The organism is Neobacillus phoenicis, from assembly GCF_047302305.1.
Classification (GTDB): Bacteria; Bacillota; Bacilli; order Bacillales; family Cytobacillaceae; genus Neobacillus.
In genome coordinates, this window is record NZ_CP154847.1 from 4472420 (window position 1) to 4498409 (window position 25990).

The following is a 25990-nucleotide window of genomic DNA, read 5'->3' on the forward strand; positions in this document are numbered from 1 at the left end:
TATATAACCCCAGAAAACAAGAACATTAGTTCTTGTTTTTATTGAATAAAGAACTAATGTTCGGTTATAATAATATTATAAAAGAAAGGAGTGATTTAAATGGATGGGCTTTTTATTCGTTCAATTGAAGAAAACATGCCATTGGAAATGATTTACCTTGCTGATAATCAAGAAATTTCACAACGAAAACTAATTGTGAAGGAAATTAATGATGATTATATCCGCGGGTACTGTTTGCTTCGGAAACAGATGCGCACCTTTAAACGGGAAAACATCTTATCCCTAATGCCCGAATCACAACCGAAAAAGCGATATCTTCATTAATTCCTCTTTACCTCTTAACAGCAGCTTACCAATCCCTTTATTCCCCCTTGTGAAAGCATTTCCAGTCGAGTTATGGTAAAATTCTAATGTATCTACTGAATATGGGGGTTTTATCACATGGAATTTCCTAAAGGCACGATTAAAGAACTTACCTTTCATAGCAAAGAGCTTGGAGAGGACATCCTGCTCCTTGTTTACCTTCCAGCAAACTTCTCACCACTCTATAAATACTCTCTGCTGATTACCCAGGATGGCCGTGATTATTTTCAACTTGGCAGACTTGGCCGATTAGCAGATGAGTTTCTTTATAATAGAGAAATTGAAAATTTAATTATTGTGGGGATACCCTATAAAGATGTTGCTGACCGCCGCAGAAAATATCATCCAAATGGTGATCAAAATGAGAAATACATTCGCTTCCTAGCACACGAATTAGTACCATTTCTTGATACGGAGTTTCCAACCTATCAAATGGGTACAACCCGAGCACTTATTGGTGATTCTCTTGGGGCCACCGTCTCTTTAATGACAGCCATTCAATATCCACATACTTTTGGAAAGGTACTTTTGCAATCACCCTATGTGAATCATAAGGTCTTAGGATTAATAAAAGATTTTACAGATACTCAGCTACTAGAGATTTATCATGTAATTGGAATCCAAGAAACGGAAGTACCAACCACAGATGGACAAGTTAAGAACTTTTTACGCCCTAACAGGGAACTATCAAAAATAATTTCAGAAAAATCCATTACATACTTCTATGAAGAATTTAATGGTGATCATACGTGGACCTATTGGCAGCCAGATTTAAGACGGGCACTGAAAATGTTTTTCTAACACATATTAGCAAAAGTTTGAGTATTTTCTATTATTTAATATAGTTTGAAAATTTGATATAATAACAAGAAGGCTTTTATGAGTATTAATCTTCTATTAAAATAATTATTTAATAACGGAGGTATAAACGTATGAAATTTGGAGTTGTTATCTTTCCATCAAAAAAGCTTCAAGACTTAGTGAATTCTTACCGTAAACGTTATGATCCACACTATTCACTTATTCCTCCACACTTAACATTAAAAAATTCCTTTGAAGCAACAGAAGAGGATGCAAAGGATGTAGCAAATAAGCTACTGCAAATCGCTCAAAATACCCATCCTTTTTCATTAAAAACTTCAAAGATCAGTTCTTTTCAACCTGTAAATAATGTGATTTATTTTAAAGTTGATCCGACAGAAGAACTTACCAATCTGCATTCCGAAATCAATCAAACTTTTAGCGATTCACCGTTAGAGTATGCCTTTGTCCCTCATATTACGATTGGTCAAAAACTCTCTAATGATGAACACTCCGATGTCTTTGGATCACTCAGAATGACAAAAATTGATCACGAAGAAACCATTGACCGATTCCACCTTCTCTATCAATTAGAAAACGGTTCTTGGACCGTATATGAAACATTTCGTCTTGGAAAGGAACAGGAAAAGTGAAGCTTAAAGTAGTTGAAAATAAAAATGAACTGGAAGATGCATTTTCCATTCGAAAGACTGTTTTTGTTGAAGAACAAAACGTTCCTCTTGAAGAGGAAATTGATCAATTCGAAGATGAGGCTGTTCATTTTGTCCTCTATAAGGATGATGCGCCAATCGGTGCAGGTCGATTCCGTGTGGTTGATGGATATGGAAAAGTAGAACGAATTTGTGTATTAAAGGAAGCAAGAAAGACGGGTGCTGGTAATGCCGTCATGAATGGCATTGAGGAGCATGCCCGTGAACAAGGGCTACATAAGTTAAAACTTAATGCCCAAACTCAAGCCATCCCTTTTTATTCACGTCTTGGCTACGAGGGTGTCTCTGAAGAATTCCTCGATGCAGGCATTCCTCATAAAACCATGATGAAAGAAATGTAACATACGAACCACTTGCCGGAGAAAACGGCAAGTGTTTTTTTATATAATGGTTAATATATGAAACACTTTCCGTCTCTAGCAGGTTTTGTTATGATAGAACAGTCGTATTTATCGAAATTGAGGTTTTACTATATGAAAACTGCTATCTACCAAAATCAAACCATTGAACTTGAGCAACTGGCCCGGGAACAATATCAAAAGATATTCCTTGCTGGTAAAAATGGAGAGCTCCTATGTCCTGCTTGCAAGGAAAAGGTGCAGCTGTTTTTAGGGATTCAAGATTATCCACATTTTTTTCACGCGCATGCTCCTAAGAAAGATTGTTCAGAACCAAGTTCTCCTGTAACCCAAATCGATGACACACCAAACTATATTGAACGAAACGGCTTTAAAATACCGCAAGGAAGAACCATTACGGAGGCCCCCAAAGATGTTGAACTTTTCAAGTCTGCAAAACATATAGAATATCAAATTCCATTTAAAGCAGCAGAGACCAAGCCAAAAATTGAACGCCCGTCATACCTTCAGCAACTCGAAGGCACAGGAGTGGTCCTAGATGATAATCAGGCGGCGGCTGTTATGGAAACGGAAGGCTCATTGCTAGTCTTAGCTGGTGCCGGTAGTGGGAAAACCCGGGTGTTAACCGCCAGGACAGCCTATATGTTGGAAGTAAACCAAGCGGATCCTCGCTCAATTATGCTTGTTACCTTTACATCAAAAGCAGCTGCGGAAATGAAGCATCGTTTGCTCTCTTATCCAGAAATAAACCGCGAGAAGATTAACTTACTAGTTACAGGAACCTTTCACAGCATCTTTTACCGGATCCTTATGTTTCATGATTCTGTGAATTGGTCGGCTAATAAACTATTAAAAAAAGAATGGCAGCGGGATAAAATTTTGAAGGAAGCCGGTAAAGAGCTTGATTTATCGGAGAAAGAATTTGCTTATGATCTAGCTCTTCAGCAAATTGGACTTTGGAAAAACTCCCTACTCCTGCCTAATGAAGTTCAACCTTCCACAGAGTGGGAAGAGAAAGTTGTCTTTTTATATACAAAATATGAAGAGTTCAAACAAAGAGAAGGTTTATTTGACTTTGATGACATGCTGATCGGCTGTTATCAGCTTCTCAAAACATCTCCCGCACTTCTTCAACAATATCAAGATCGTTTTCACTATTTTTTAATCGATGAGTTTCAGGATATTAATAAAGTGCAATACGAGCTGGTTAAGCTTTTATCCAGAAAAAACAAAAATGTCTGTGCAGTCGGTGATGATGACCAGGCGATCTATAGCTTCAGGGGCAGTGACCCTAGCTATTTACTTGAGTTTGAGAAAGACTTTCCATACGCCAAATTGGTCACTCTAGACCAAAATTATCGTTCCTCCCATGAGATTGTTTCGGCTGCCAATCAAATGATTTCAGCCAATAAATTAAGACGAATGAAGAAAATGAAGGCCCAGTTCTCAGGGGGAATACTGCCGAAGTTATTTTACCCCTATGATGAAGAAGAAGAAGCAACCATGATTGTGACTGACATTCAAGAGAAAATCGCAGCAGGAGCGAATCCTTCCGATTTTGCGATACTTTATCGTACCAATGCTGGTTCTAGAGCTGTTTTTGAACGATTAGCGAACTCAAACCTTCCATTTAAAATTGATTTGGACGCAGATTCTTTTTACGACCGCTATATTGTAAGAAGCACCCTTTCCTTTTTAAGAGTGAGTTTAAATGAAGATGACCCCCAATCCATTGCTGACATCTTACCTTTTCTGTTTTTAAAACAGTCTGTTCTTAAAGAAATAAAAGCACAAAGCATCCTAAAAGACTGTAGTTTTCTTGAGTCCCTTTCACACTTGAAAACAACACATGCTTTTCAAGAGAAAAAATTAAAAAAAGCAGTGACACTCATTCGTGGATTAAAACACTTGTCTCCTATTCGAGCACTTGAACAGATTGAAAAGGATATTGGTTTTCTAGATTTTCTCAAGAAACGTGGAAATGAATCCAGTAAGCTGGAAAAAGGCTCTGATGACCTGAAGGACCTTAAAGTAGCGGCAAGAAGCTTTGAAACCATTGAAACATTATTAGTACATGCGGAACATATGTCGGCCATGAATAAGGAAATTAAAAACTTAAGTAAGCATTTTACCGATGCCATTAGCCTGAGCACGATCCACCGGGCGAAAGGACTGGAGTATCAAACTGTCTATATGCTTGGTGCTGTCGATGGCAGTCTCCCGCATGATTATGCACTCGAAACATATAGAAACGGTGATTTCTCAGCTTTAGAGGAAGAACGAAGATTGTTTTATGTAGCCATGACCCGTGCACAGCAACAGCTGTTTATTTCCGTCCCCCAGCATAGAAGGGGGAAAAAAGCGTACCAATCACGGTTTTTAACACCCCTTAACAGAAAGAAGAGAGGCTGACCTTTTTAATGTAAGTCAGCCTCTCTTCTCTTTTTATTTTTTATTCATCATTTTGGTGATTGTATTGAAGTCAAGTTGCTTACCATCATTCACAATTGATTTGACAATTTGATCTTCCATGTCCTTACTTACCGGTTTATTGGCAATTTTAGAAACTCTTTGAATCACATGACGTACAGTTTTTTCATCTTTAAAATTCGCATTTTGCAAGGAATTAGCAAGGTCGAAAATATCCTTCATATTTACGCCTGTTTTGTTTTCTATATTTTTAAAGAAACCGTTATCCATCGAAAATTCACACTCCTTCATAAACTACTTTATTGTATGAAGGAGTGATAAAATGGTGAATAAAATAGGAAAAGCTCACAATTAAAAAGGTCAAGAAAGGGTCGGCCATTTTATGGGACCAACCCTTTCCTTCAGTTCAAGCTCAATCTTCCTTAATAGAAGCTTGCACCAACAATGATTAAAAGGATGAACAATACGACGATTAAAACAAAAGTTGAACCATAGCCGTAGCCACCGCCGTAGCCGTAGCCGCCACCGCAGCCCCAGCCGCCATATCCAAAGCCCATAGACTGTCACCTCCCTTTGTTATCTCACTAATAACATATGAAAGTACATATAAAAGTGTATAGGCATGACAGACTAAACAAGAAAATCAAGTAAAATTGTGTTATTTACCCTTTTGGTTTAAAAATAAGTGCGCCGATAAATCCAAATATAATGGCAGCCGAGATCCCTGAGCTTGTCACCTGGAACATCCCCGTTAATACCCCAATAATTCCATGTGCCTTGGCATCCTGTAAGGCTCCATGGACGAGGGCGTTCCCAAAGCTGGTAATCGGAATGGTTGCCCCTGCCCCGGCAAAGTCAACCAATGGCTCATACAACCCGAAACCATCTAGAACTGCTCCGGCGACAACGAGTAAACTTAAGGTATGACCTGGAGTCAGTTTCGCTACATCAAATAATAGTTGTCCAATGACACAGATGATTCCACCCACTACAAAGGCCCAGAAAAACATCGCTAACACAAAGGCTCACCCCATCTCTCCATTCATTTCTATTGCCACAGCGTGTGCAATACACGGAATTGATTCATTCTGCTGGAAACTTAACGGTGACAATAAAGCCCCTGTTGCAACAACTAAAATTCTTCTATACTGCCCTTTTTTCATTTGGTTTAATAAGTGACCGTATAAAACGGTTGCTGAGCACCCTGCACCGCTCCCCCCAGCTTGCGCCGGTTGGTCTTCCTTGTAAATCAATAAACCACAATCCTGGAATTGTCTTCGCTCCAATTTAAGACCACTTTTATTTAATAATTCAAAGGCAGTATCATGCCCTATTCTTCCAAGGTCCCCGGTAACAATTAAATCATAATAGGATGGGTCCAATTCTAAGTCACGAAAATGTGCCATGATGGTATCTGCAGCAGCCGGCGCCATTGCCCCACCCATATTAAATGGATCGGTTAAGCCCATATCAATAACTTTCCCGATGGTGGCTGCAGTTGTCACAGGTTCGAACCGTTCAGGTTCATTAGGCTGTACAAGTGCTACCCCTGCACCCGTAATGGTCCATTGCGCGGTCGGTGGTTTTTGACCACCATATTCAGTGGGATACCGAAACTGTTTCTCTACTGCCGCGTTATGGCTTGATGCACCCGTTAGGACGTATTTAGCCCCCTGGTAGTTCACCACGAAAGAAGACAGTGCTAAGCCTTCCATAGAGGTCGAGCACGCTCCAAATAGTCCAAAGTAGGGAATCTGCATCGTACGTGCCGCAAAACTCGTAGGTGTGATTTGATTAATCAAATCTCCTGCAAATAAAAATTGGACTTGTTCTTTTTGAACCTTTCCTTTATCCAAGGCAACCTTAATCGCTTCTTCTAGTAATAATCGATGTGCCTTTTCATAGGATTCTTTTCCCATCCATAAGTCTTCATACAATAAATCAAAATCATTAGCCAATTTTCCATTTGCTTCAAATGGTCCACCCGTTACTCCAGTTCCTGTGATCATTGGGCGGTTTGCGAACACCCATGATTGATGCCCTTTTAACAATTACAATACCCCCCACATTACGAGTAACGTTTTAATTAATGCAACTACAAAAGCGGAAAAAACTCCGAAGAGAATGACCGATCCAGCCAATTTGAACATATTTCCACCAACTCCAAGAACAAACCCTTCTGTTCGGTGTTCAATAGCAGCCGAGATGACCGCATTACCAAAGCCAGTCACCGGCACAGCACTTCCAGCTCCTGCAAACTGCCCCAATCGATCGTAAACGCCAAAACCAGTTAATAGCATTGAAAAAAAGACCATGGTAGCGACTGTTGGGTTTCCAACGCTCTGTTCAGTAAAATTGAAAAAGTAGATATAAAAATAACTAACAGCCTGACCCACAACACAAATGAGCCCACCTACAAAAAATGCTTTTATGCAATTCTTTAAGACAGGTCTCTTTATTTCATGTTTCTGCTGTAGTTGTTGATAGTTTCGCTGCTGAAGCGTTGTGTTTTTTTGTTTGTTACTAGGCATGGTAATCTCCCCTTCTTACTTCATATCTTCTGTCATTTTTACAATTTCCTTAAAGCGTTTTTCAGCTTTTTGGTCAGAGAAATCAGGTTGTTTAATATGTTCCTTTAGTCTCACAGCTTCCAAAAATATCTTATAATCGCTTGAAACGGTAAAGTTTTCTTTTGGGTATTTTTCCTCCAGCATTTTATTTACATTTTTTTCAATCGCTTTCATTCGAAAGCGGTGTAAATGCTTTACTTTATAGACGACTAACGTATCTTTTTTCCCTTTAATTACAGCTACATCGTAAAGCTCAGGAAGAGAACTAACATCCTTTTTTATTTCTCCCACACGATCTCCATGCTTCTTATTTGTAATACTAACCGGGTTAGGATTGGTTGTTTTCATTAGTGCTAGCTGGCTATCCTTGACCGGCTCATTACCACTACAAGCGGACAGTAAAATTAGACAGATGAATAGTATGAATCGATAACTAGTGATCATTTGATTCCCTTTCCTTATTCCAATATTTATAATTAGTTTTTTCGACAAAGCCTGAAATTATGACAAAATCAACTTTATTTTTACTTACCCTTTTGATTAGAAATAAAAAAAACTGCCAGATGAACTAGCAGTTTTTTCATTACATTGAAGTTTTTTTTCCACAGCCACAGCCTTTTTTCTTAATCTTATTGGACGGTTTAAATGTTTGTGTTGATTGGGTTGTTTGTGTTGATTGGGGTATTTGTGTACTTTTCTTATTCTTGTTCATCTATCTCTCTCCCTTTGTCGGAAAAATTTCTACTAAGATAGAATATGAATAACAAGTATGTCTTGTCTCAGCGAAACAATTAATTTCTGACAAATTGCTGAACAAATAGTTCTATAATGGATGCAAACCCGGCTATCGCCAATATAAGAGTAACGGGCTCCGATACAACAGGGAAAAAATAATTGAACCCTATTATGAAGGCTGCTGCCCATATTCCTGTACACCAATAACAGCTTATTAGTTCACCCATAAATTTCTTTATCCCTGTTCTTTTCGTAATATAATAAATCTCTATCTCCCCATCCTCATTCTTCTCACTTACTTCATCAAAAAAGGGCTGACGAATAAATTCAGTTATCTTATCAAATACAAGTAATCGTGTTAACCGAAAGCTTGCCAAAGAAAAGACTAAAAAGCTGAGAAACGTTATTTTCATGGTTATTCACCCTTTCCCTTCAAAACCCTGCGAAAATTCATCATTATCCGCCTAATTTAGCTAAAACAGGCTATTGTCCGTAACCCAAAACCGCTCTGTTAAATATGTTAGTAGTGTAAGATATATCACGAATAAGGAGGAAAAAATTAATGGGTTGTGGAAGAAATCATCATGACAATGATAGTGCAAACTGTGTTTGCCAAGTAGTTCGCGCCATTAAAGACATCCAAGATAATGCTGTAGAAGAAGAGTGTGCAGAATGTACCAGCTGTTTTACTGAACCACTAGGTACGTTAGTATCACCATCTAGGAGAGATCCAGTTGATACTCGTGTATTTGTGTTAAGTACAGCAGATGGTTCACCATTCCATGCGTTCTTTAGCAATGAAAATAATGCTTGTGTGTCCATCTACTTCCGAGTAGAAGATGTATTCGATAACTGCTGTGCAACACTTCGTGTTTTAGTACCAGGCAAACGCGATGGCGGAAACTTCTGTCCAGTAAATTTAGTTTCTGGCGGAGATAAATGCTGTATTGACCTTACAAAAGTTTGCCAGGTTGAACGCTTCCGTGCAAGCAACGACTGTATTACAGTTGATTTAAGTTGCTTCTGTGCAGTACAATGTATCGCTGACGTTAACCTTGGAATCTGTAACTAAGAAATCAGAAATGTTTAGCCAGTCGGATACGGCTGGCTTTTTTAATTATCTTTTTATACCAATCATAATTACGTCCTTTAACTCCAATAAAGGAATATCTATCGTTGATTGGTCATGAAATTGAATAGTGACCTGATCGTCATCATAGGCAGTTAAGTACCCGGTATAATTCTCTTCTTTGGTATAAAAGACACATGGCACTGGCGGTAACACTTTAGGAAAATTAATTAAATAGTCCAATCGTTCTTTAATATCCAATTCTTTAAAGGGCTTTACCCTTTTAAATGATGGTTTAGGTTTTTGCTGTTGAAGGTTGTCTGAGGATGGAGGAGTGGCTTCTTTTTTTGTTTCGACTTCTTGCACGAATTCTTTTTTAGCAAGAGATACTTTCTTCTTACTTTCTGTTTCAATCGGTTTCTCTTCCTCCAGGTCCTCTTGATCCCCTTTACTAATATAAATTTCTTGCATGTTTGTGTTAGAAGGAGTCCTTGAAAATGGCTGATAAACATATAAAAGCGGTCCATTATTCTTCTTAGTTGACATGCACAGTACCTCCTATTACGTAATTCTACACTTTATATGTATGCGAAAAGCCTACACGCGTTCATGGTATCTAGGTAAAAGTACAGAAAAAAGCCCGCTTAAGCAGCGGGCTTTTTATCTTATAGAATATGGAATCCAGAATCAACGTGAATGTTTTCCCCGGTTATTCCTCTAGCAAGGTCACTAAATAGGAATAGTGCTGTATCTCCAACTTCTTCAGGAGTTGTTGTTCTGCGTAAAGGTGCTTTTTCTTCAATTTCTCTTAAGATCGAGTTAAAATCACTTACTCCCTTAGCGGAAAGTGTACGAATCGGACCAGCTGAAATTGAATTGACACGAATGTTATCTTTACCAAGGTCTGCTGCTAAGTAACGGACACTTGCATCCAACGAAGCTTTCGCAACTCCCATTACATTATAGTTCGGTATAGCTCTCTCGCCACCAAGGTACGTCAATGTTACAATGCTACCGCCTTCTGCCATTATTCCTCTTGCCTCTTTGGCAACAGCTGTTAATGAATACGCACTAATATTGTGAGCAAGTAAGAAGCCCTCTCTTGTTGTATTCATATATTCCCCTTGAAGCTCTTCTTTGTTAGCAAAAGCAATACAGTGGGCAACACCTTGAATAGTGCCAACCGCTTCCTTGATCTCAGCAAAGCATTTTGCTACATCTTCATCTCTAGTTACGTCGCACGGAAGTACAAGTGTCCCTTCTGCTTCTAAAGAGTTTGCTAATTCACGAACACTGCTTTCTAATCTTTCTCCCGCATACGTAAAGATTAATCTTGCGCCTGCATTGTGAAGGGAGCGGGCAATTCCCCATGCAATACTACGTTTGTTGGCAACACCCATTATCACATATGTTTTTCCAGCTAATGAAAGATTCATAACGAAAATTCCTCCTACAATAATTACGAGTTATTAGTACTTGGTACTAATTTTACACTAATTTGTCACAAATGAAAAGTATACATATTTTTTAAGGCTAACATGTTTCACAGAATTCAAGTTCCCTTTTTAACTCAGCGACATATTCCTTGGATCCAGTAACAATTAAGCGATCATGCATCTGCAACTCCGTATCACCGTGTGGAACGATTGAATCTTTCCCTCTGAAAATACGTACAAAAATAATATCACCCGTAAACGGAAACCTTCGGAGCAGCATACCATCAAAATGATTATTCATCATAACAATTTCGTATAACCCTGTTTCTTGGTTAGTTAAAATATTAATTAAAGTTGGTGACTCAATCATAGCCCGTAGCAAAGCTTTTGATGACATAAAAGCTGAGAATACCTCAACATCATGATCTCTTAAGTTTTGCTCTAAATCAGGACTTTCAATTCGTGCAATTACCCTTGGAACGCCTTTTTCTTTAGCTGCAATTGAAAGAGTAGAGTTCAACTCCTCATCTCCTGTTGAAATAACCAAAATCTCTGATTGATACACTTTCGTATTTTCAATCGTTTTCATCGAATAGTCAGGAAGCTCTACAATTTCGAACAGTGAGTCAGCAATTTGTTTGTCGGATTTATCCATTTTCGTATGATACAGTACAGGGTCATAAAGGCCAGATTTTAATTCCCGAGATACAGGCAAAGTGACCTGGTTCGCACCAAGGAAAGATACGCTGACTTTTTTACCCCCGGCCACTTCTTTAGGAAACAGCTTTTTAAATACAATGGGTGTAAAAATGGACGTAATCACGGCCACCAGGATTAATGTTCCTTTCATTTGCTCCGTAATAACTCCGATTCTTTCTCCAATCGTTGCTGCAGCGATAACAAGCGATAGGGTCGATGTGAGTAAAAACCCAGATGCAATAACCGTTTTTGTATCATACCAAAATTTTAGAAAGTAGACGGGAACAAGCTTTGATAACAACAGTCCGATTAAAAGAAGTGGAATTAATAACAAAAGCTTCTTTTCACTAAAAAGTGACCAAACATCAAGATTCACCCCAACCATAACAAAAAAGATGGGAATTAAAAATCCATAGCCAAAGGAATCCAGTTTATGTACCAACTCCTGATTTGGCGATAACAACGAGACGAGTACACCAGCGAGAAACGCCCCAAGTATATTTTCAGCACCAACTGTTTCCGATAATCCTACTAAGACGATAATAAGTGTAAACACAGCTCTGGTACCAATCTGAACGGTCCCTGTAGATAAGCTCTCAATGATGGAGCGGTTTTTAAATCTTTTACCGACGAAATAAAAAATGACTCCTGCCGCAAATAAAATTAAAAGAAGCCATGTGTTCCCGTGCCCCGCCTCATAAAGTGAGACAAAAATAGCCAGTAAGATCATCGTGACCAGATCGGCAATCACGGCTACAAGTAAAATAATTTGGCCAATGACTGTTTTCATGAGATGTGCTTCCTTAAGGGTTGGCACCACAACTCCTAGGGAAATGGTTGAAATGATTAGTGTCATCAAGAAGGCATTATCAATAAAATCAGCCAATACAAACAGATACGATAATCCGAGTGAAAAGATAAAAATACCCGCAAAAATAGCCATTGCCACTACAAATGTATTGGGTTCCATTTTACCGTTTGGAAGTCGGTCCTTTTTTTTACTCCCCGTGAAAGCAGTAAAATCTATTTCCAGTCCACTTAAAAACATTAGGAAAATAAATCCGAGAGTAGAGAGTGTAGACAACCACATATCCTCATGAACCACATTAAAACCGCTTTTTCCAATAATTAATCCCACAATAATTTCAGCTACCACTACTGGAATAAAATTCATTTTAAAGCGATGTAGGAATATGGGTGTTAAAAATGCCATGGTGACAACGATGAGCAAAGAAATTACTGAAACATGCTGTTCCATTCTTGTTCCTCCTCTCGAATCCTTTTTAGTATAAGGATTCTTTTATAAAAATGAACATTTTCACAAAATATAATCATTAGGGGGTGTTTCCTATAAAAATCGATATTATTGGTGATATTCATGGATGTTTACATGAGTTTAAAAATCTTACCTTAGAACTAGGATACAATTGGGACAACGGTCTTCCTATTCATCCAAATGGAAGAGTACTTGGATTTGTTGGTGATTTAACGGATCGAGGACCTGAATCATTAAAAGTTATTGAAATGGTTTGGCAGCTCGTCATTAAACAACGTAAGGCCTTCTATACACCTGGAAACCATTGTAATAAATTGTACCGATTCTTTTTAGGGAATAAAGTACAGATTGCCCACGGCCTTGAAACAACGGTTGCAGAATATGAATCATTATATAAGAAAGAGCAAGAGTCCATTCGTAAAAAATTTATAGAACTGTACGAAAAGGCTCCTCTTTACTTAGTATTAGACAAACAAAAACTTGTAATCGCTCACGCAGGAATTAAACAGGAATTTATCGGACAAACCCATGCAAAAGTAAAAAAATTCGTCCTCTATGGTGATATTACGGGTGAAAAACATCCTGACGGCTCACCCGTGAGAAAGGATTGGGCAAAAAGTTATCATGGTGATACTTGTATTGTATACGGACATACTCCCGTTCGAGAGCCGCGAATAATCAACAATACATATAACATCGATACCGGGGCTGTTTTTGGCGGAAAACTAACTGGATTAAGGTATCCTGAAATGGAACTTGTTTCTGTTCCTTCTACTATGCCATACATTGAAGAAAAGTTTAAATATTTTGATTAAAAATTAAATGAGGCTGACTTCTATATGTCAGCCTCATTAATAATTACAAATAAATCGTGTGGAAGTGGTGCTAAGAAAGACATTTCTGTTCCCAAGATAGGATGTCTAAACTGGATTCCTTTACAGTGAAGAGCTTGCCGACTAAGTAAAAAGGTATCTCCTCCATATAAATCATCACCAAGTAAGGGATGACCAATAAAGGACATGTGCACCCTAATTTGATGGGTCCGTCCCGTTTCTAGGTTCAGTTTCACATGGGTAAAAGTTGGAAACCTCTTAATTACCTGAAAATGTGTACAGGCGTATTGTCCGTCAGCACGGACCTCTCTTTCAATAATACTATCATCTTTTCGTCCGATGGGCTCCTTAATCGTTCCGCCCTCAGACAACATTACTCCACCTGCAAGTGCTTCATAGGTCCGCTTCACTAAACCGTTCTGCTGCATCATGCTAAAAAGATGATGAACATGTCGATGTTTAGCCACTAAAACGATCCCAGAAGTATCTCTATCCAGACGAGTGACTATATGCGATGTGGCCTGAAGCCCCATCTGCTGATAATAGCCTACTAATGCATTGGCAAGACTTCCCTCGGGGTGCTCCCTAGATGGAATCGTATTCATCGCTGCCGGCTTATTCACAATAAGTAAAAACTCGTCTTCGAACAGTATATCCAAGTGAATCGCTTCACCCTTAGCCCCTTCACTAGGGCTTTCTGGAGGAAAGAAGATCTGTAATTCATCGCCTGTCCTCAACTTATAACGGACATTTACTTCTTCTCTATTTACCTGAATACTTCCGCCCTTAAACTTAATATCCGTTAAGGCCGTTCGAGAAATCTCTTCCTCTTTAAGAAAATCCTTAATGAGCATTCCGGTATGGTCATCATCAATGAACCACTTTAATTGAAAACGAGAATCCATCATTCTCCCTCCGGCTTAATCAGAAATAAATGAATCATGCACTCTTTTCCAGAAAGGAAACGGCCGGAAGCGAGCAAAACGGATTTTTTCGTCAGGTACTCTGAATTGAATGGATTTGACATCCTTGTGCAAAAGCGTTAAATGATCAACAGTTATTTGGAAATCGGATCGATTGACAGGTTTTAGCATACAGGTATGGTGTGCTGGCAGAATTAATGGCGAGCCAACTGTTCTAAAAACCTTATTATTTATGGATGCCATTTCTGCCACTTGAATAGCAGAGATAGACGGATGAATGATGGCTCCACCAAGTGCCTTATTATAAGCCGTACTGCCAGAAGGGGTAGAAACACACAAACCGTCCCCTCTGAACCGTTCAAAATGCTGACCACGAATTTCCACATCCATTACAAGTGTGCCCTCCACACTTTTAACAGTAGATTCGTTTAACGCTAAATATCTTGATTCTTTACCAGCATGAGTATAACGAATAATTACTTCAAGTAGAGGATATTCCACTACTTGATATGGCGTTTTAGCGATAGCAATGACCAGCTTTTCAATTTCATCAGGGATCCAGTCTGCATAGAAACCAAGATGCCCTGTATGAATTCCGACGAATGCCGTTTTATTTAGACGACTACTGTACCGATGGAAAGCGTAAAGCAGCGTACCGTCCCCCCCAATGGAGACAACGATATCGGGTTGGTCTTCATCGTACGTTAGATCAAAATCAAGTAGATACGTTCTCATCTTGTGCATCAAAATATTGGATTTTTGATCTCCTTTTGATGTAATGGCAAATTTCATATTATTTTGCTCCTTGTATGAATGGGATTCAAAAGGCGGTTGGTGTATTAGTTTTTTTCTTCTTGTTTTAATTCTTTTTTCCTTGAGAAGAAAGCCTGTGCTTCTTGGATTTCCCCACGAATTAAGGACATTTCCTCATCCAATCGGAAGGCAGCTTCTGCTGCTCGCTGAAGTCTCATCTTGATATCACTAGGAAAAATCCCTTTATATTTATAGTTTAACGTATGTTCAATGGTTGCCCAAAAGTTCATTGCTAGTGTTCTGATTTGGATCTCAGCTAAAATTTTCTTTTCCCCATGAATCGTTTGAACAGGATAGCAAATCACAACATGATAGGAACGATATCCGCTTGTTTTTTTATGTGAGATATAGTCCCTTTCTTCGACAATTTCAAAGTCATTCCTATTTCTTAACAAATCAACTACCGTATGAATATCATCGACAAACTGACACATTATGCGCATTCCCGCAATATCCTGCATTTCTTCTTCTAGACGTTCAAGCGGAATTCCTTTTTGGTTGGCCTTATCTAGGATACTCGCAATTGGTTTGACTCTTCCTGTAACAAATTCGATAGGTGAATGAGTAGAATCCAGATCAAATTGACCTCTCATTCCCTTTAGTTTTATTTTCAGTTCTGCCACCGCTTGTTTATATGGCGCTAAAAATAGGTCCCAATGCTTCATGATTCCACCCTCAATCAACTAAAATAAACTCTCTACTTTCGTAACCATTTCGCTGCCATAGTTACTGTTCCCTTTAATATTATTAATGACGTAATCTAATTCATCATGAAAATTAATCAATTCTATTTGTTGTTCAGTTGTAGTAAGCAATACCGGCATCTTTTCTACAAGAGCTTGCTTTAAAGAAGGCCAGATTTGTTCTGGTAAAACAATGTATGTATAATCTTCTTGTTGCTCCATTAAATAAATAAAAGAATAATGATCAGAATCCACAAGAATCTGTTCACCTGGGACCAATCCATTAATGGGTTCATTTGTTTCCAATATAAGCTTTTCTTCTGTTATGATTGCCTTTAGTATTGTAATTTTTTTTTTCATTGTTCGACCTCCATTTTTCACCCTCTTATTTTAGCATAATTCGTTCATTTCTCCCAAGGATTGCAGTCGAGGTTGAAGAGTTGTTAAAAATTGATCGATGAATCGAAAGGAATCAGCTATGTCACAAAACATTGAGATTGAATTCAAAAATATGCTCACTGAATTAGAATATAAAAGACTTTTGAATGAACTTGAAATAGATCACACACAAATCTTTTCTCAGGAAAATCATTACTTTGATACGCCCAGTTTCTCCTTAAAGGAAGCAGGCTCAGCACTAAGAATTCGAAAAAAGAAACATCATTTTGAAATGACTTTAAAACAACCAGCCTCAGTCGGTCTTTTAGAAACCAATCAAATCCTTACAGAAGAAGAAGTAACTATGGCACTTCAATCCGGAAAGCTGCCACCGGGTGTTATTCAACAATTAATTGAAGCAAATGGAATACCGTTTTCTAACATTGAATATTTTGGTCATCTCTTTACTAATAGAGTAGAAATTCCCTATATGAAAGGATTATTAGTCCTTGATCATAGTTCATATCTAAACAAAGAGGATTATGAACTGGAGTATGAAGTGGAAGACTACAATGAAGGTCAGCTTATTTTCCAGGAATTCCTGTCTTTCCATAAGATTCCAGAAAGGAAAACGGTGAATAAAATTCGTCGTTTTTATATGCAAAAGTATCAAATGAATGAGTAGTGCGAATTTAAAATTCTTTTTTTAAAGCAATAAATTTGTGCTATGAAAACGGCATTGATAAAATTAAAAATACAAAAGGGTAAAAAGGAGTTGTCAACATGAATGAGAAAAAGCTAACACCATATGAGGCTATTGGTGAAGGTACACTACACCAATTAATTGACACATTTTACGGCCTTGTTGCACAACATCCTGATCTTGCACCGATTTTCCCAAATGAATTCACCGAAATTGCTAGAAAGCAAAAGCAATTTTTAACTCAATATTTAGGTGGACCAGCCCTCTATACGGAAGAACATGGGCATCCAATGATGCGAGCACGCCATTTGCCCTTCCCAGTCACACCAAAAAGGGCTAAAGCTTGGTTAGCTTGTATGACAAAAGCAATGGATGAAGTTGGATTACATGGTCCGATAAGAGATGATTTTTACTCCAGGCTTTATCTTACTGCTCAACACATGATAAACACGCCAGACGGCGATGAGATTTCAGGTGAAAATCGTGAGTAATTCAAATTCGAATGGTCCCAAGCAACGATGTGGTGGAATTGAAAAAAAGCCAATCGAAATCTATATGTTTATTGATCCGTTATGTCCCGAATGCTGGGCTATTGAACCTATACTGAAAAAACTGAAAATTGAATACGGTCGATATTTTTCAATTAAGCATGTATTAAGTGGGCGGTTGGCCGATTTAAATTTGAGTAAAAAGAAGAACTACGAAACCATTGCAGATTTATGGGAAAAGACTGCAAGCCGTTCAGGCATGTCGTGTGATGGCACCCTATGGTTGGAGAATCCGGTCGATACCCCATTTACCGTATCCATTGCCATAAAAGCAGCTGAGTTACAAGGAAGACGAGCAGGAATACGTTTTTTTCGAAGAATTCAGGAGATGTTATTTTTAGAAAAACAAAATATATCAAATTTGGAAGTTTTAAAGGATTGTGCAAAGTCATCAGGCCTAGATGTAGAAGAATTTCTAAGTGACATTCATTCCGAAAGTGCTGCTAAGGCCTTTCAATGTGACCTTAAAATCACTTCAGAAATGGATGTAACAGAAATTCCAACTTTGGTTTTCTTTAATGAAAATGCAGAGGATGAAGGGATTAAAATTACAGGAACATATCCTTACGAGGTCTATGTGCAGATTTTAGAGGAAATGCTTTCTGAAAAGCCTGTATTATCCCCTCCGCCTCCTTTAGAATCGTTTATGAAGTTTTTTAAGTTTGTAGCATCCAAGGAAATTGCGGTAGTGTATAATATGTCCGTTTCACAGATTGAAAAGGAAATGAAAAAGCTGCTTCTTAAACAGGTTGTTGAGCAAATACCAGCTAAGTACGGAACCTTTTGGAGGTATATAGAAGACTAAGACAAGTGCAGGCTACCATCCAGCACTTGTTGTTTTTTTGTATAAATAAAAACGACAAGTGCAGGCTACCATCCAGCACTTGTTGCTTTTTTGTATAAATAAAAATGCCTTGCAGTTTCCGCCTGCAAGGCATTTTTCTATATAATACGAACAAAGGGGATGGGAGAAATTTTTCACGGTCAAACAAAGGGGTATATGTTTGTAGTGATCAACTTCACGCATTAAATATACCATGCATTCAAGGACAGTGACAATAAGATTGTGTATTATTTCACATAATTGTCAATAAATCATAATTTCACGAAATGGACAATAGACATATAACAAGAAACCATTAAAGGTGGGCTATCCCTGTGACTAAAATTCCGGTTATTGTTATGATTATTTTTGCCTTAGGAGCGTTTTTTCTTCATTTATTAGCTTTACTCAATGTTTTCCCTCTCCTACTCAGTACGCCTATTCTATTCTTTGCTATCTTAATTATCGTTCACTACATTAATGATCGAAAAAGATTTAGAGGATTTTAAAAGGATGCTGCTATACAAAGCAACATCCTTTTTCATTTTATGATAGTAATTTTTCTAACTCATTTAGTTTTTCTTCGAATACTTTACATGCATTTTTAACTGGTTCTTCACTTGTCATATCAACTCCAGCTTTCTTTAACACTTCAATTGGATAATCGGAGCTTCCGGCACTTAGGAAATCGATATAACGTTTGACAGCAGGCTCTCCCTCTTCTAAGATTTGTTTGCTGAGCGCAGTTGCCGCACTGAAACCAGTTGCATATTGATAGACATAATAATTGTAATAGAAATGTGGAATTCTTGCCCACTCCAAGCCAATTTCCTCGTCAATGACGATATCTTCTTCACCAAAATATTTCTTATTCAAAGCGTAATAGCTTTCAGTTAATGCATCAGCCGTTAATGCCTCATTGTTTTGTGCTTTTTGGTGGATTAGATGTTCGAATTCAGCAAACATAGTTTGTCTGAATACCGTACCTCTAAATCCTTCTAAGTAGTGATTTAGAAGATAAATCCGTTTTTGCTCGTCATCAATAGTCTTTAATAAATAATCGTTAAGTAAAGCTTCATTACAGGTTGAAGCAACCTCTGCAACAAAAATAGAATAGTTTCCATACGGATACGGTTGTGATTTACGTGTATAATAGCTATGCACCGAATGACCGAATTCATGTGCAAGGGTAAATAAATTATTTACGTTGTCCTGCCAGTTCATTAAGATGTATGGATGTGTCCCATAAGCACCAGAAGAATAAGCACCGCTCCTCTTTCCTTTATTCTCATGAACATCTACCCAGCGGCTTTCAAATCCTGTCTTCAGGATTTCTCCGTACTCCTCACCTAATGGAGCTAATCCCTTAATAATTATATCCTTTGCTTCTTCATACTTAATTTCCATTTTTACATCTTTCACGAGTGGTGTATAAAGATCATACATATGAAGTTCATTTAATCCTAAGACTTTTTTCCGCAGCTTCACATAACGATGCAATAAATGCAGATTTTCACTAACTGTATTTACCAGATTCTCGTACACACTTTCTGGAATATTGTTAGCTGCAAGTGCTGCATGTCTGGCTGAATCATATTTTCTGATTCGCGCGTTGAAATTGTCCTTTTTTACATTGCCGCTTAATGTACTAGAAAAAGTATTTTTAAAACTTCCATACGTCTTATACACGGCTTTAAATGCATCACGTCTTACACGCTGGTCCCCACTTTCCAAGAATCGAATATAACGACCATGGGTAATTTCAACTTCTTCCCCATTTTCATCTTTAATAGAAGGGAATTGTATGTCTGCATTATTAAGCATGCCAAAAGTATTACTTGAAGCATTCATTACCTCACTTGCTTCAGCTAATAATGCTTCTTGTTCAGCAGTTAGGACATGTGACCGCTGCAGATTAATCTCGGCAATGGCGTGTTCATAAAGCTTTAGCTCAGGTTTCTCATTTAAGAAACTTGCAACCTTCTCTTCCTCGATGGACAGTATTTCAGGAACAATAAATGCAAGCTGACTTCCTGCCTGGGAATATAGATTTTTCATTCGATCATCTAAGCCCTGATAGAAGGAATTTGTCGTATCCTGATCGTAGCGCATATGTGAATATGTATAAAGCTTTCCAATCCGTTCTAATAACTTGTCTTGGAATTGAAGAGCATTATAGAGAGTCTCTGCGCTTTCACCTAATTTTCCTTCATATTCTTTAATTCCAGAAATTTGATTTTTGACGTCTTGAAATTCTTTCTCCCAGTCCTGATCACTAGCAAAAATATCCTCTAATTTCCAAGTATCCTCTACACCGATTTCACTTCGTGCCGGCAGCGATTTTACAGCAGTTTCATTTGACATCTTCCATCCTCCATTCAAATGTAGAATTGCGAAAAGGTTTCACTCCTAGTTATATTCTCCAAATTCTTCTAATTTCCTTTACAAAGGTTAGAAAAGAACTACCATACTCACTATATTATGCCCATCTACTAGTTTTCATTTATTATTTTACAAAGTGAACCATGTTTTTGGTTAAACCGAATCATGTTTTCTTCTCTTTCCCTATTAGAGTGAGGAATCCATATTTTCTGTTTCACTTGAAAACAATTTTCTCCCTTTTTAGAAAGGACACCAAGATCAATTAAGTAGAGGAGATATTCAATAACAGCAAGCAAAGGATTCAGGTGGCTTAACTGCGGTAAGTGTCTGATTACCACATCATGTCTGTTCACTCTCTTATTTAAATGCTGCTTCATTTCTTGCATGGTAATTAAATCACCAGGGTTTTTATTGGATAGTAAATCTAGATATAGATAGGTCTGCCAAATAACGGGAGATGTTTGAATGAGTATGGAGTGAGGAACTGGGAGGCCAATTTCCGGTGGGAGTAAAAATGGATTGAGATGATTATTGTAGATTTCAAGAAGGAATCTTTTTTTACCTTGATCAGAATAACGTGTCATATTTTGAATGATCCTATCCATTTCTGTTTTCCACTCTGGCATGTATATCCTTTTTTGAGGTTTTGGGGACAGTAATCCAGTTATTTCTAACCTATCAGGTATGTAAAAGGAATGTTGAGTAAAGGCATTTTTTATCGAGAAGGGTGTAATGGATTCCACTAGATGAAAGTGTTGCTTTTCGGGGCAATAAGATGGAATAAATAAGGTACCTTGTAAAGAGGATCGTAAAAATAAATATTGAAAGTTAGATAAAGTATCGATGTTTCTCCGCTTTAGTTGCAAATGACTGCTTGCAATAATCCATAATGGTATGTACTCATTCTCAATATAAGTTTTCGTTCTCTTACTAAAAATTTCTTCCGGTATCGGTGAGCATTGATATTCTAACGCGTATTTCTTACCGTTGAATGTAAACAGAATGTCTGGACGCTGCTGGATTTCCTTGTCAAAGTACTCTAAAATGGCAGGTATATTTTGTTTAATAAGCCACTGATACAGCTGTCGTTTACCATTCAAGTGATAGATGGTTTCATGATCATAAAATTCCCGGCAAGTTCCTCCACTTTTGTGTGCAAAATGAAAAATTCGATGATCGCCTAATTTTAACAAAACACCTTCCCCACAAATGGGGCAGAAAAAGTCTTCCTTACTTCGAAGGGATAAAAGGCGCTCCTTCTTATAGTCATTGCCAAGACAGAGTTTTTTACCATTTTTTGTTATAGCCGTTAACAATCAAACATCTCCTCCTTTTTTCGTATATAATTCGCCATATTTTGCAAGAAATCCTTTATAAAAAAAGAAAAAACCCGTCAAAATTGACGAGTTAATAAGAAAAGCGCAAGCGCCTTGATCAGCCCCGACAGGCAAATGTTCTTCGGCAAGAAAAGTCCGTCTTTTGACTTTTATTGCCGAAGGTTATTTGACCCGAGGGGCTAGGCGGTGGAACTGGACAATTCTCGAAGTCGCGCTCGATTATAAAAGTGGAGATAACAGCCTTGCCGTTGACTCTAAAATCCGCAAACCAAAATGCCGTTTCTGAAATGTGAGTAGTTCAAGCTCCCTTGCATATTTGAGATCATTTAAATATTCCATAACGAGTTTCTCCGTACTATTCGTTCGGAATAAAAATGCATTTACCTCAAAATTCAAATGGAAACTACGCATATCCATGTTCGATGTGCCAATCGACGCAAGTTCATCGTCGACAATCACAATCTTACTATGCATGAATCCTCTTTCATATTCATACACCTTAACTCCTGCTTCCAATAATTCAGGAAAATAAGACCTTGAGGCATGAAAAACAATTCGTTTGTCAGGACGGTTGGGAACCAGCAACCTGACATCCACACCACTTAAAGCTGCTACTTTAATTGCCGAAAAAATATCTTCATCCGGAATAAAATACGGTGATGCAATCCAAACATTTTTCTTAGCTGATGTAATCATAGCGAAAAAAATATTTTTTATCACACTCCATTCATTATCAGGACCGCCAGCAATCAATTGAACCCCACCATGACTTTTATAATCAAGTTGTGGTGATAAATATTCCGCTGTTAAAAAACTGTGATTAGTCATGTAATACCAGTCTTGTAAAAAAATGAGTTGGAGGGTCCGAACAGCTTCTCCCTTTAACATCAAATGTGTATCCCGCCAGAACCCGATTTCTTTGTCTCGTCCCAAGTATTCATCACCAATATTTAATCCACCAACAAAGCCAATCGTTCCATCAATGACGATAATTTTTCTGTGATTACGGAAATTAAATTTATTATTTAAAAATGGTAATCTTACTGGCCCAAATGGAACCGTTTCAATGCCAGCTCCACGTAAATCATTAATGTATGCCTTTGATAACTTCCAGGAACCAACTGCATCAAAAAGGAATCTTACTTTAACACCTTGATTTGCCTTTTCAATTAAGATATCCTTTATTTCCTGGCCAATATGGTCATGTCGAACAATATAATATTCTAGATGAATATGATGTCTTGCCCTTTTCAACTCTTCAATAATACTCTGGAAAGTCTCTTCTCCGTTGGTGAGGACTTTTGTAGAAGTATCAAAAGAGATGGGGCTGTTCCCAAGCTTATGAGCAAGTGTAAATAATCTTCCTTGGTGCTCCCCAAGTAATCGGCGCTTCTCTTCACTTCTTGGATCGTCATCCCCTTCTACCGTTAGAAAAGCCTGCTTATCTAAGAAATATTTCTTCCTAAACATTCTCTCCTTTCGATAATTCCGCCCAAATAATAGGTAAAAGAAAAAACCAATTAGTGGAAAACTACCTAATACCACTAACCATGTGATGGTTTGCGTAGGATGACGGTTTTCCAAGAAAATAACGAACCCAATAAAAATGACCGAAAACGTTATGAAAATACTTAGAAATCCAAATACTCCACCTTGTAATTGGTCCCGAAAGAAAAACCATAGTACGGATAATACGGCTACAAACACTATAACCCTTACTGTGTTTTTCAGAATACTCACCTGCCAAAATATTCCTTATTTAATCATGATAAGAAAAGCGGAAGCGCCTTGGTCAGCACCGACAGGCAAATGTTCTTCGTCAATAAAAGTCCGCCTTTGGACTTTTATTGACGAAGGTTATTTGACCCGAGGGGCTAGGCGCTGGTGCTGCACAATTCTCGAAGTCGAGTTTTATACTTTCCTATTATGTAAAAAAACCGATTTCATTATTGAAATCGGTATGCGTCCTAACCAAAATGTTTTCGTAACTCAGCAAAGACATTTTCACTGATTATTTCTTTCCCATATTCTTGTACACGATGAATAGTTATTTGAGTTTCATATCCGTATTCGAGTAAGATACTTAGAATATCATCAATTTCATCTTCTTCAAACACATCTTCAGGAAATTCTGTATATAAATAGTATTTACCTTCAAAATGATAAAGCTTAGTCACTAAATCATCTAACCCTGGACGGCTTGAAAGCATAATAATATCTTCAAAATCTTTAAAAACGAGAAGAAATTCTAAAATTTCTTCCTCTAAGAGGATTTCTTCTTCCTCAAACTGCGCCGGATTAAAATGCTGGTCTAAAAGTTCTTCAATTTTTTCATCCACTGGAATATCTTTCATTTTATCACTAGGAAGTGGGAGCTCGAACTTTTGCCCATCTTTAGAAAGCTGTGCTTTAGTAACCAGAACCTCTAATCCCTTCTCAAGAGCTTGAACCTGAATCCAAAGCGGACCTTCAACTACAAACTCCTCTTCGCCATGCACTTCATCCATCATTTCCCAAAAGAGTTCTTCACTTCGTTCACGATTGTACCATATTTCTTCACGGTCAAATCCTCTTTCCTCAATATCTCCATAGGAAATGTAAAATTTAACAGTATTTTCGTTAATACGTTCAATCTCCACCATAACCTCTCCCTTCCGTTTACCAAATTGAAGGGACAAAATACCCCCAAGCAGATAATCCATCCTATTTGCCTTCTTAAAAAAGGAAATATTCTTGTACTTTCATTTTATGACAAAAGCACTAATATGGGAAATAAAAAAGGTGAAAAACTAAAAAACCATTAGAATGCCTATCGGTTATTATTATGATAGTTTATTTATTGTAGCAAAATGCCTTAAAAACCACAAATTTTTTGACTGCATAGCAAAAAGACCTTCAAACATGAAGGTCCTTTGATTTAATTAACCATCCGCTGCGCTTCCCTTAGTTGGAATGTACGCACTTTTCTTGGAAGAAATCGTCTAATTTCATCTTCGTTATAGCCAACCTGTAACCGTTTTTCATCAATAATAATAGGTCGACGTAACAGGCCTGGATTTTCTTTAATTAATCCAAACAAATCCTGAAGAGGCATTGAATCTAAATTAACATTCAATTTTTGAAAAGTCTTTGATCTAGTGGAAATAATTTCGTCTGTTCCATCTTCCGTCATACGAAGAATTGCTTTAATCTCCTCCATGGATAGTGGCTCAGAGAATATATTTCTTTCCGTGTATGGAATCTCATGCTCTTCTAACCATGATTTTGCTTTACGACATGATGTACAACTTGGTGAAGTGTATAGCGTTACCATCCTTCTTCACACTCCTCTATTATTTACGGATGTAATACTTTTAGTGATATATAAAAAAAAACTATTTTTAACATAAATTTTATAAATGTAATACAGTTGTAATTAAAATAATTATAAATAAGGAATTTCTATCGTTATTATACACCACTGATACTAAAAAAGGTATCCCTTTTTCCAATTATTATAGAAAGGCAAGAAAACCAGCACTCATATTATATTAGACGAATGATGGGAAGAAAAGTTTCAATAAATTAACGAATTCTCCATTAATTTTACCCAATCATTTTATTTTCTACCTAATAATGTTCGTTTATATTGTCCGGTTTTTTGTGGGTTTTATGAAGAATGTGGAATTTATTTCTTTGCTAAACAATTTTTGTACGGTATTAATTATTTTATAAGGATTTTATTCTCAATTAAAAAGCAGAAATGAAAACGCATACATTTTTCACTAAAACTTTGCCGGGTTTTAGCATTTACTCTTTCAATAAAGCATAAGTTCTTTTAAAATAAAATATAGGGGATATTTACAAAGGTTGATGAATATTTCGATTAGCAATAATGGAGGGATTTTGATCATGGCTGGTTACATAACAGATTTAACACTAGTTGCTTTATTAATTGTGGGAATCACTGCGTTAATGGGTGTTATTACAAACGGTATTGGTGAAAAAGTGTTTGGTGGCAAAAACCGTAGTGAATATGTAGATGAAAGTTCAAAATACCAAACAGGCTGGAAGGCTGTTGGGGGAAAAAGAAAATAAATATAAGGAAAAAACGATCTC

General features: G+C 37.5%; 32 protein-coding genes. 12 read left to right on the forward strand and 20 right to left on the reverse strand.

What is annotated here, in order from left to right:
- Nucleotides 1-99: 99 nt before the first annotated feature.
- The 5 genes from AA0X95_RS22880 to AA0X95_RS22900 all read left to right on the forward strand — a co-directional run bounded on the left by AA0X95_RS22880 (nucleotide 100) and on the right by AA0X95_RS22900 (nucleotide 4666).
- Nucleotides 100-324 (forward strand): hypothetical protein, encoded by a 225-nt coding sequence (locus tag AA0X95_RS22880; protein ID WP_413301957.1) that lies wholly within the window; start codon nucleotides 100-102, stop codon nucleotides 322-324.
- A gap of 117 nt (nucleotides 325-441) precedes the next feature.
- Nucleotides 442-1164, forward strand: coding sequence for an alpha/beta hydrolase (locus tag AA0X95_RS22885; protein ID WP_413301960.1), 723 nt, complete (start codon nucleotides 442-444; stop codon nucleotides 1162-1164).
- A gap of 131 nt (nucleotides 1165-1295) precedes the next feature.
- Nucleotides 1296-1817: a YjcG family protein gene (locus AA0X95_RS22890; protein ID WP_413301962.1), complete on the forward strand. Its 522-nt coding sequence runs from the start codon at nucleotides 1296-1298 to the stop codon at nucleotides 1815-1817.
- Nucleotides 1814-2236 carry a GNAT family N-acetyltransferase gene (locus tag AA0X95_RS22895; protein WP_413301964.1) on the forward strand — a complete coding sequence of 141 codons (423 nt, stop codon included), beginning with the start codon at nucleotides 1814-1816 and terminating at the stop codon, nucleotides 2234-2236. The genes AA0X95_RS22890 and AA0X95_RS22895 overlap by 4 nt, the downstream gene beginning before the upstream one ends.
- Before the next feature lie 132 nt (nucleotides 2237-2368).
- Complete coding sequence (locus AA0X95_RS22900) at nucleotides 2369-4666, forward strand: competence protein CoiA family protein (protein WP_413310184.1); 2298 nt, start codon at nucleotides 2369-2371, stop codon at nucleotides 4664-4666.
- Between the two features lie 33 nt (nucleotides 4667-4699).
- Here the strand turns inward: AA0X95_RS22900 and AA0X95_RS22905 are convergent, their stop codons facing one another.
- The 8 genes from AA0X95_RS22905 to AA0X95_RS22940 all read right to left on the reverse strand — a co-directional run bounded on the left by AA0X95_RS22905 (nucleotide 4700) and on the right by AA0X95_RS22940 (nucleotide 8402).
- The gene (locus AA0X95_RS22905) at nucleotides 4700-4954 is read right to left on the reverse strand and encodes a stage VI sporulation protein F (protein WP_309865771.1); all 255 of its coding nucleotides are present in this window, start codon (nucleotides 4952-4954) and stop codon (nucleotides 4700-4702) included.
- Nucleotides 4955-5106: 152 nt separating this feature from the next.
- Complete coding sequence (locus tag AA0X95_RS22910) at nucleotides 5107-5241, reverse strand: YjcZ family sporulation protein (RefSeq protein WP_413301968.1); 135 nt, start codon at nucleotides 5239-5241, stop codon at nucleotides 5107-5109.
- A gap of 105 nt (nucleotides 5242-5346) precedes the next feature.
- Nucleotides 5347-5703, reverse strand: coding sequence for a stage V sporulation protein AE (gene spoVAE, locus AA0X95_RS22915; protein ID WP_308080507.1), 357 nt, complete (start codon nucleotides 5701-5703; stop codon nucleotides 5347-5349).
- A 6-nt stretch (nucleotides 5704-5709) separates the two neighbouring features.
- A complete protein-coding gene (gene spoVAD, locus AA0X95_RS22920; RefSeq protein WP_413301972.1) occupies nucleotides 5710-6735 on the reverse strand; it encodes a stage V sporulation protein AD in 1026 nt (341 codons plus the stop codon).
- Complete coding sequence (gene spoVAC, locus AA0X95_RS22925; RefSeq protein WP_307289415.1) at nucleotides 6736-7215, reverse strand: stage V sporulation protein AC; 480 nt, start codon at nucleotides 7213-7215, stop codon at nucleotides 6736-6738.
- 15 nt (nucleotides 7216-7230) lie between these two features.
- Nucleotides 7231-7698, reverse strand: a complete 468-nt coding sequence (locus tag AA0X95_RS22930; protein ID WP_413301975.1) for a sporulation protein — start codon at nucleotides 7696-7698, stop codon at nucleotides 7231-7233.
- Between the two features lie 139 nt (nucleotides 7699-7837).
- Nucleotides 7838-7966 carry a hypothetical protein gene (locus AA0X95_RS22935; RefSeq protein WP_413301978.1) on the reverse strand — a complete coding sequence of 43 codons (129 nt, stop codon included), beginning with the start codon at nucleotides 7964-7966 and terminating at the stop codon, nucleotides 7838-7840.
- Nucleotides 7967-8045: 79 nt separating this feature from the next.
- Nucleotides 8046-8402, reverse strand: a complete 357-nt coding sequence (locus AA0X95_RS22940; protein ID WP_413301980.1) for a DUF1360 domain-containing protein — start codon at nucleotides 8400-8402, stop codon at nucleotides 8046-8048.
- Between the two features lie 149 nt (nucleotides 8403-8551).
- Here AA0X95_RS22940 and AA0X95_RS22945 point away from each other — a divergent pair, with 149 nt between their 5' ends.
- Complete coding sequence (locus AA0X95_RS22945; RefSeq protein WP_413301983.1) at nucleotides 8552-9061, forward strand: CotY/CotZ family spore coat protein; 510 nt, start codon at nucleotides 8552-8554, stop codon at nucleotides 9059-9061.
- A gap of 45 nt (nucleotides 9062-9106) precedes the next feature.
- Here AA0X95_RS22945 and AA0X95_RS22950 read toward each other — a convergent pair whose 3' ends face one another.
- The 3 genes from AA0X95_RS22950 to AA0X95_RS22960 all read right to left on the reverse strand — a co-directional run bounded on the left by AA0X95_RS22950 (nucleotide 9107) and on the right by AA0X95_RS22960 (nucleotide 12451).
- Nucleotides 9107-9604, reverse strand: a complete 498-nt coding sequence (locus AA0X95_RS22950) for a CotO family spore coat protein (RefSeq protein WP_413301986.1) — start codon at nucleotides 9602-9604, stop codon at nucleotides 9107-9109.
- Between the two features lie 119 nt (nucleotides 9605-9723).
- On the reverse strand, nucleotides 9724-10494 hold the full coding sequence (gene fabI / locus AA0X95_RS22955; RefSeq protein ID WP_413301988.1) for an enoyl-ACP reductase FabI: 771 nt from the start codon (nucleotides 10492-10494) through the stop codon (nucleotides 9724-9726).
- Between the two features lie 97 nt (nucleotides 10495-10591).
- Nucleotides 10592-12451, reverse strand: a complete 1860-nt coding sequence (locus AA0X95_RS22960) for a cation:proton antiporter (RefSeq protein ID WP_413301991.1) — start codon at nucleotides 12449-12451, stop codon at nucleotides 10592-10594.
- 92 nt (nucleotides 12452-12543) lie between these two features.
- Here AA0X95_RS22960 and prpE point away from each other — a divergent pair, with 92 nt between their 5' ends.
- Complete coding sequence (prpE, locus tag AA0X95_RS22965; protein ID WP_413310187.1) at nucleotides 12544-13284, forward strand: bis(5'-nucleosyl)-tetraphosphatase PrpE; 741 nt, start codon at nucleotides 12544-12546, stop codon at nucleotides 13282-13284.
- A 20-nt stretch (nucleotides 13285-13304) separates the two neighbouring features.
- Here the strand turns inward: prpE and AA0X95_RS22970 are convergent, their stop codons facing one another.
- Genes AA0X95_RS22970 through AA0X95_RS22985 form a run of 4 tightly spaced genes read right to left on the reverse strand, consistent with a single transcriptional unit; the run spans nucleotide 13305 to nucleotide 16081 of the window.
- A complete protein-coding gene (locus tag AA0X95_RS22970) occupies nucleotides 13305-14210 on the reverse strand; it encodes an RluA family pseudouridine synthase (RefSeq protein WP_413301994.1) in 906 nt (301 codons plus the stop codon).
- A 12-nt stretch (nucleotides 14211-14222) separates the two neighbouring features.
- Nucleotides 14223-15017, reverse strand: coding sequence for an NAD kinase (locus AA0X95_RS22975; protein ID WP_413301997.1), 795 nt, complete (start codon nucleotides 15015-15017; stop codon nucleotides 14223-14225).
- Nucleotides 15018-15064: 47 nt separating this feature from the next.
- The gene (locus AA0X95_RS22980; protein ID WP_413301999.1) at nucleotides 15065-15703 is read right to left on the reverse strand and encodes a GTP pyrophosphokinase family protein; all 639 of its coding nucleotides are present in this window, start codon (nucleotides 15701-15703) and stop codon (nucleotides 15065-15067) included.
- An 18-nt stretch (nucleotides 15704-15721) separates the two neighbouring features.
- Nucleotides 15722-16081 carry a hypothetical protein gene (locus tag AA0X95_RS22985; RefSeq protein ID WP_413302001.1) on the reverse strand — a complete coding sequence of 120 codons (360 nt, stop codon included), beginning with the start codon at nucleotides 16079-16081 and terminating at the stop codon, nucleotides 15722-15724.
- Between the two features lie 118 nt (nucleotides 16082-16199).
- Between AA0X95_RS22985 and AA0X95_RS22990 the strand changes: the two genes are divergently transcribed.
- From AA0X95_RS22990 to AA0X95_RS23005, 4 genes are all read left to right on the forward strand, one after another.
- On the forward strand, nucleotides 16200-16784 hold the full coding sequence (locus tag AA0X95_RS22990; RefSeq protein ID WP_413302004.1) for a CYTH domain-containing protein: 585 nt from the start codon (nucleotides 16200-16202) through the stop codon (nucleotides 16782-16784).
- A 98-nt stretch (nucleotides 16785-16882) separates the two neighbouring features.
- Complete coding sequence (locus tag AA0X95_RS22995) at nucleotides 16883-17293, forward strand: globin (protein WP_308080523.1); 411 nt, start codon at nucleotides 16883-16885, stop codon at nucleotides 17291-17293.
- A complete protein-coding gene (locus AA0X95_RS23000) occupies nucleotides 17265-18155 on the forward strand; it encodes a ClpXP adapter SpxH family protein (protein ID WP_413302007.1) in 891 nt (296 codons plus the stop codon). The genes AA0X95_RS22995 and AA0X95_RS23000 overlap by 29 nt, the downstream gene beginning before the upstream one ends.
- Nucleotides 18156-18508: 353 nt before the next feature.
- Nucleotides 18509-18682, forward strand: a complete 174-nt coding sequence (locus AA0X95_RS23005) for a hypothetical protein (protein ID WP_413302010.1) — start codon at nucleotides 18509-18511, stop codon at nucleotides 18680-18682.
- Between the two features lie 37 nt (nucleotides 18683-18719).
- Here the strand turns inward: AA0X95_RS23005 and pepF are convergent, their stop codons facing one another.
- The 5 genes from pepF to spxA all read right to left on the reverse strand — a co-directional run bounded on the left by pepF (nucleotide 18720) and on the right by spxA (nucleotide 25205).
- On the reverse strand, nucleotides 18720-20537 hold the full coding sequence (pepF, locus tag AA0X95_RS23010) for an oligoendopeptidase F (RefSeq protein ID WP_413302013.1): 1818 nt from the start codon (nucleotides 20535-20537) through the stop codon (nucleotides 18720-18722).
- Between the two features lie 128 nt (nucleotides 20538-20665).
- Nucleotides 20666-21871, reverse strand: a complete 1206-nt coding sequence (locus AA0X95_RS23015) for a competence protein CoiA (RefSeq protein ID WP_413302016.1) — start codon at nucleotides 21869-21871, stop codon at nucleotides 20666-20668.
- A 240-nt stretch (nucleotides 21872-22111) separates the two neighbouring features.
- A complete protein-coding gene (cls, locus tag AA0X95_RS23020; RefSeq protein ID WP_413310190.1) occupies nucleotides 22112-23623 on the reverse strand; it encodes a cardiolipin synthase in 1512 nt (503 codons plus the stop codon).
- Between the two features lie 236 nt (nucleotides 23624-23859).
- The gene (gene mecA, locus AA0X95_RS23025) at nucleotides 23860-24531 is read right to left on the reverse strand and encodes an adaptor protein MecA (protein ID WP_413310192.1); all 672 of its coding nucleotides are present in this window, start codon (nucleotides 24529-24531) and stop codon (nucleotides 23860-23862) included.
- Between the two features lie 278 nt (nucleotides 24532-24809).
- Nucleotides 24810-25205, reverse strand: coding sequence for a transcriptional regulator SpxA (gene spxA, locus AA0X95_RS23030; RefSeq protein ID WP_309865821.1), 396 nt, complete (start codon nucleotides 25203-25205; stop codon nucleotides 24810-24812).
- A 578-nt stretch (nucleotides 25206-25783) separates the two neighbouring features.
- On the opposite strand from spxA, the gene AA0X95_RS23035 reads away from it, so the two are divergent.
- A complete protein-coding gene (locus AA0X95_RS23035) occupies nucleotides 25784-25969 on the forward strand; it encodes a hypothetical protein (RefSeq protein WP_335527067.1) in 186 nt (61 codons plus the stop codon).
- Nucleotides 25970-25990: the final 21 nt, after the last annotated feature.

Bases quoted from the DNA above. Each gene is read 5' to 3' on its own strand.
- AA0X95_RS22995 (WP_308080523.1), top strand. From the start codon at position 16,883: ATGAATGAGAAAAAGCTAACACCATATGAGGCTATTGGTGAAGGTACA.
- spoVAC (WP_307289415.1), bottom strand. From the start codon at position 7,215: ATGCCTAGTAACAAACAAAAAAACACAACGCTTCAGCAGCGAAACTAT.
- AA0X95_RS22985 (WP_413302001.1), bottom strand. From the start codon at position 16,081: ATGAAAAAAAAAATTACAATACTAAAGGCAATCATAACAGAAGAAAAG.
- AA0X95_RS23035 (WP_335527067.1), top strand. From the start codon at position 25,784: ATGGCTGGTTACATAACAGATTTAACACTAGTTGCTTTATTAATTGTG.
- AA0X95_RS22980 (WP_413301999.1), bottom strand. From the start codon at position 15,703: ATGAAGCATTGGGACCTATTTTTAGCGCCATATAAACAAGCGGTGGCA.
- AA0X95_RS22890 (WP_413301962.1), top strand. From the start codon at position 1,296: ATGAAATTTGGAGTTGTTATCTTTCCATCAAAAAAGCTTCAAGACTTA.
- AA0X95_RS22960 (WP_413301991.1), bottom strand. From the start codon at position 12,451: ATGGAACAGCATGTTTCAGTAATTTCTTTGCTCATCGTTGTCACCATG.
- AA0X95_RS22975 (WP_413301997.1), bottom strand. From the start codon at position 15,017: ATGAAATTTGCCATTACATCAAAAGGAGATCAAAAATCCAATATTTTG.
- AA0X95_RS22935 (WP_413301978.1), bottom strand. From the start codon at position 7,966: ATGAACAAGAATAAGAAAAGTACACAAATACCCCAATCAACACAAACA.
- AA0X95_RS22885 (WP_413301960.1), top strand. From the start codon at position 442: ATGGAATTTCCTAAAGGCACGATTAAAGAACTTACCTTTCATAGCAAA.
- AA0X95_RS22905 (WP_309865771.1), bottom strand. From the start codon at position 4,954: ATGGATAACGGTTTCTTTAAAAATATAGAAAACAAAACAGGCGTAAAT.
- AA0X95_RS22990 (WP_413302004.1), top strand. From the start codon at position 16,200: ATGTCACAAAACATTGAGATTGAATTCAAAAATATGCTCACTGAATTA.
- pepF (WP_413302013.1), bottom strand. From the start codon at position 20,537: ATGTCAAATGAAACTGCTGTAAAATCGCTGCCGGCACGAAGTGAAATC.
- AA0X95_RS22950 (WP_413301986.1), bottom strand. From the start codon at position 9,604: ATGTCAACTAAGAAGAATAATGGACCGCTTTTATATGTTTATCAGCCA.
- AA0X95_RS22910 (WP_413301968.1), bottom strand. From the start codon at position 5,241: ATGGGCTTTGGATATGGCGGCTGGGGCTGCGGTGGCGGCTACGGCTAC.
- AA0X95_RS22900 (WP_413310184.1), top strand. From the start codon at position 2,369: ATGAAAACTGCTATCTACCAAAATCAAACCATTGAACTTGAGCAACTG.
- AA0X95_RS22970 (WP_413301994.1), bottom strand. From the start codon at position 14,210: ATGATGGATTCTCGTTTTCAATTAAAGTGGTTCATTGATGATGACCAT.
- AA0X95_RS23000 (WP_413302007.1), top strand. From the start codon at position 17,265: ATGAGATTTCAGGTGAAAATCGTGAGTAATTCAAATTCGAATGGTCCC.
- AA0X95_RS22940 (WP_413301980.1), bottom strand. From the start codon at position 8,402: ATGAAAATAACGTTTCTCAGCTTTTTAGTCTTTTCTTTGGCAAGCTTT.
- AA0X95_RS22930 (WP_413301975.1), bottom strand. From the start codon at position 7,698: ATGATCACTAGTTATCGATTCATACTATTCATCTGTCTAATTTTACTG.
- AA0X95_RS22945 (WP_413301983.1), top strand. From the start codon at position 8,552: ATGGGTTGTGGAAGAAATCATCATGACAATGATAGTGCAAACTGTGTT.
- AA0X95_RS22880 (WP_413301957.1), top strand. From the start codon at position 100: ATGGATGGGCTTTTTATTCGTTCAATTGAAGAAAACATGCCATTGGAA.
- fabI (WP_413301988.1), bottom strand. From the start codon at position 10,494: ATGAATCTTTCATTAGCTGGAAAAACATATGTGATAATGGGTGTTGCC.
- spxA (WP_309865821.1), bottom strand. From the start codon at position 25,205: ATGGTAACGCTATACACTTCACCAAGTTGTACATCATGTCGTAAAGCA.